The 3,779-nt window shown below is 33.6% G+C and carries 2 protein-coding genes; one reads left to right on the top strand and one right to left on the bottom strand.

The genetic code is table 11. From position 1 onward, the window contains the following. Positions 1-592: 592 nt before the first annotated feature. Positions 593-1,495: an SUMF1/EgtB/PvdO family nonheme iron enzyme gene (locus U9P79_05010; protein ID MEA2103987.1), complete on the bottom strand. Its 903-nt coding sequence runs from the start codon at positions 1,493-1,495 to the stop codon at positions 593-595. A 400-nt stretch (positions 1,496-1,895) separates the two neighbouring features. On the opposite strand from U9P79_05010, the gene U9P79_05005 reads away from it, so the two are divergent. Beyond that, a complete protein-coding gene (locus U9P79_05005) occupies positions 1,896-3,644 on the top strand; it encodes a transposase (GenBank protein ID MEA2103986.1) in 1,749 nt (582 codons plus the stop codon). The last annotated feature ends 135 nt before the right edge of the window (positions 3,645-3,779 follow it).

Below are 3,779 nucleotides of genomic sequence, written 5' to 3'. Positions count from 1 at the left end.
AATCCGATTTGAGAATGGAAGTCTTGCTTCAATCGGACTTGACTTGCAACGTAGTGCGAGTTAAGAACGATTTTTTTATCTCCGCAATTCTTAAGTCGAACTTCGTCTCGACTCAAGTCTTGCTACACTCGGACTTGGCTTAACAGGCGTTGCCGGTTGAGTTAAGAACGATTTTGATTATTCCTCGCAATTCTTGCATTAATCAGACTTGGCTTAACAGGAGTTGCCGGTTGAGTTAAGAACGATTTATTTTATCCCCGCAATTCTTAAGTCGCATTCCTGCGTCATTGCAACTCAAGTCTTGCTTTACTTTACCATCATCAAAAACCTTATTTATTTTTCTTCCGTTCTGCACTCACTTTTTTAATCTCTTTTTGCTTCGCTTATTTTAGATTAAAAAAAGTGACTACAGGACATATTCAACTTCCGAAGTTAAAAAAAGTTCACCCTGTGAAAATAGTTTCATATCTTTTAAACTTATCGAGACTTAATCCCCGCAATGCCCTCTCCTAATTTTAGGAGAGGGTTAGGGAGAAGTTTAAAAAAAGGTAAAAAGGTAAAAAAGCCAAAAGCTAAGATAATTCCTTCGGAATTATTCATATGCCCTGAGAATGCGGAAGCCTACGAGGCCGCCACTGCCAGACGGGGCGACGCCGTACCGGTCAGCCACACGACAGCCGTCCGCGCCGCCGTTCCAGTAACCGCCACGTAGCACACTGTCCAATCCGCTATTTGGTCCGGTGGGGTTTTCACTTGGTGAACTACTATAATAATCTGAATCATACCAATCCCAGCACCATTCCCAAACATTACCGGACATATCATAGATATCCAATTGATTAGGTAATTTAGTTCCAACTTCATGGGTTTCATTTCCGGAATTAGAATCATACCAGGCATAATCAGGTAAATCTCCCTCATCATGGCAACCGGAATAGCGATAATTGTCATTATCGCCTTCGTTTCCACCTCTCGCTGCATATTCCCATTCTGCTTCGGTTGGTAAGCGATAGCCATTGACATCAAAATCACAATCAGGATCGAAACTATTCCCCCAATTATCAGGATCTGTATCACCATCGACGGAATAGCAAGGTGTTAAACCTTCTTGCATACTCTTCTTATTACAAAATTTAATCATTTCATACCAGGTTAAATATTCTACAGGTTTATTCTCTCCTGCGAAATATGAAGGATTATAACCCATAACATTTTCAAATTGTGCTTGTGTTACTTCATATTGTCCAATGTAGAAATCATCAAGAGTTACTTCATGCAGAGGTAGTTCATCGTCACCACCTTCATTAAATTGGTCGCCCATTTCAAAGGTACCGCCTTCTATAAATATCATTCCATCAGGTGAGTCACCGGGCGTAAAAGTTATATTAATTATTTCTTCCAGAACAAATTCATGATCTCCTGTAGTTGTTTGAACAGTCATCGTTGTTGCAAAAATTACAGAAAATAAAGCAACTATCGCTAATATAATTATCACTGATTTTCATTGAGGGAAAAAGCAATCATAAAATTTCATTTTCCAAAAATTACTGTTAGCTGAAAAAATATTTAACTTCCAAAAATTATAATTGAATCTAAGCTCAAATGCTTTATTACTCCCATCTTATTGGAACAAATCAATCGAATTTCATTTCTGAAATTTATTCCACGGCAATTTTTCCCTTCACAAATGCTACATAAATGAAGGTAATAAACCAGAACTATAATTTTTCAACAAAATGATAATGATGAGAAAGTGTTTGTATATTATTTCTCGGAGATTCTAAAACCCTGTTATAATGCGATAAAATCGAGCAAAATGTAAGAGCAAAATTAGCAGGGTGAATTTTATCTATTTTTAACTTGACGTTTCATTGCGTTTTATTACCTTCGTATTTATGGATATATTAGATTTTTTTGATTCGCCTAAAAACAGAAAGCAGGTGCTTTACGAAGCCCTGCGAAAGAGTATTGTCGAAAAATGTACTGACAAAGAAGTATGTAAAAAGTTCAATCTTAAATTTAATACTTTTCGATCGTTAAAAGCTGATTTTTATCAGGCAATAAGAGAAAATAAAGATTTTTCACTAACATTTTTTATTGAATCAAAAGTCGGGAAAAGAAGCAAAATTGAAAAAAATCTCGAAGAAAAAATTATTTCATTAAGAAGAAACAATCTGTCTATCGTTGATATTAAATCAATTCTATCGGGAGAAAATGTAAATATTAGTTTGTGGAAAATAAATAATATTCTCAAAGAAAATAACCAGCCAACCCTTTCAAGAAGAACATCGAGAGAGAAAAAATGTGTAAAATTATCAAACAGAATTCAAGCACCAAAATCCATGCCACTTGACTATCTCGTTTCCCAAAAATTTGATTCACTCAGTGGTAGTATTTTCTTATTTTATCCAATTTTGAAAGAAATTAAAATAGATGAAATCATCAATAAATCCGGTTATCCGGAAACAGAGCAGTTAAGTAAGCTGAATATGATTTTATCTTTTATTGCATTGAAATTAAATAATACGGAAAGAATCTCTCACGACAGTGATTACCGAATAGATCGCGGATTGGGACTATTCAGCGGCTTGAATGTTCTCCCAAAAAATGCAACTCTTTCATCATATTCTTACAAAATAAATCGCCAGATGAATAAAGAATTCATTCGATTATTTACTGATGCTGTTTCTCGTATTATCCCGGAATCCGGAGAATTTAATCTTGATTTTACTACAATTCCTCATTGGGGAGATGAGAGTGTTTTGGAAAAACATTGGTCAAATACAAGGCACATCGGCCTGAAAAGCATTTTGGCAATGCTGGTTCAAGATCAGCATGAGAGGAATATTGTCTATACGGATTCTGAGATAAAAAACAATAGTCAATCCGATGCTATATTGGAATTTATCGATTTTTACAAAGAAAGTAATAAAAAGATTAATTGTTTAATTTTCGATTCTAAATTTACTACATATAAAAACTTGAGTAAGATAAATGTAGATAAAATAAAATTCATAACCTTGAGAAGGCGAGGCAAAAAGATTGTTTCAGATGCTCTCAAAGTACCAAAATCAGATTGGACAAAAATCAAATTATCCAACAAATTTAGAAGAAAATATCGCAATCTTTTAGTTCATGATTCTAAAACAAAATTGAATGATTATGATGGAGAAATCAGGCAAATAGTAATTACGAATAACGGGAGAAAAAATCCGACATTTTTAATTACAAATGATTTTGATATAAGCATGAAAGAAATTGTGCTTAAATATGGTCAAAGATGGCTGATAGAACAATCTATAAGCGAATCTATTGATTTTTTTCATTTGAATAAACTAAGCTCATCAATTATTGTAAAAGTAGATTTTGATTTAACTATGACGCTTGCTGCTCATACAATCTATAAACTTTTCACCAAAAAAATAGATGGTTTTGGAGATAAAAAAGCGAAAACTATTTACAGAGATTTTATTAAAAACCATTCCCGATTTGAAATTTGTAAAAAAACCAAAATCATAAAAATAACTATAAACAAAAAATCTCATCTGCCTTTTATTATTGATTGCGATTGGTTCAAAAATGAAATTGCTATCCCATGGTTATATGATTATAAAATAAAATTTGAAGTCAGCAATACATCATAATTTTGCAATTTGAGTTCGTAATGAAAATCAGTGACTGTTAATCCCGGGAATCTTAAAGTGTGGGAAATGGGAGAAGCAGATGATACAAGCCAAGAAGAAGATATCTTCTATGAAGAAGTCCTGTCGTTGTTGATG

The organism is Candidatus Cloacimonadota bacterium (genome assembly GCA_034661015.1).
Taxonomy (GTDB): domain Bacteria; phylum Cloacimonadota; class Cloacimonadia; order JGIOTU-2; family JGIOTU-2; genus JAYEKN01.
This window is presented reverse-complemented; position numbering and strand designations above follow the sequence as displayed.